We start from the raw sequence: 274 nt of genomic DNA on the forward strand, positions 1-274 counted from the left end.
GTCGCCACCTTTGTCGCGGCGTCGATTGATTTTTTGTAACGCGACGTCATGTTTGTATAAAAGAAAACGATAATGATAAAAGCGGTACAAAGACTTGCTGCCAGCATGCCCCACATTTCTCCGGTAACGCTTGAACCGCCGTTGATATCCGAGGAAACGAGTACATACCCCGCAATTTTCCCGGCGTCATTTTTTACGGCAGTGCCGCGGATGACTCTGCTTTTCGACTGTACGGCTTCCTCGCTTTTATTGTGAGAAATGAACTCCTTTACGG

General features: G+C 47.8%; 1 pseudogene. It reads right to left on the reverse strand.

Annotation, left to right across the window (positions count from 1 at the left end):
• Positions 1-274: pseudogene (locus SB660_RS20505) on the reverse strand (PAS domain-containing sensor histidine kinase); the annotation flags it as partial.

This window comes from Bacillus sp. SIMBA_005, assembly GCF_046535585.1.
Taxonomy (GTDB): domain Bacteria; phylum Bacillota; class Bacilli; order Bacillales; family Bacillaceae; genus Bacillus; species Bacillus pumilus.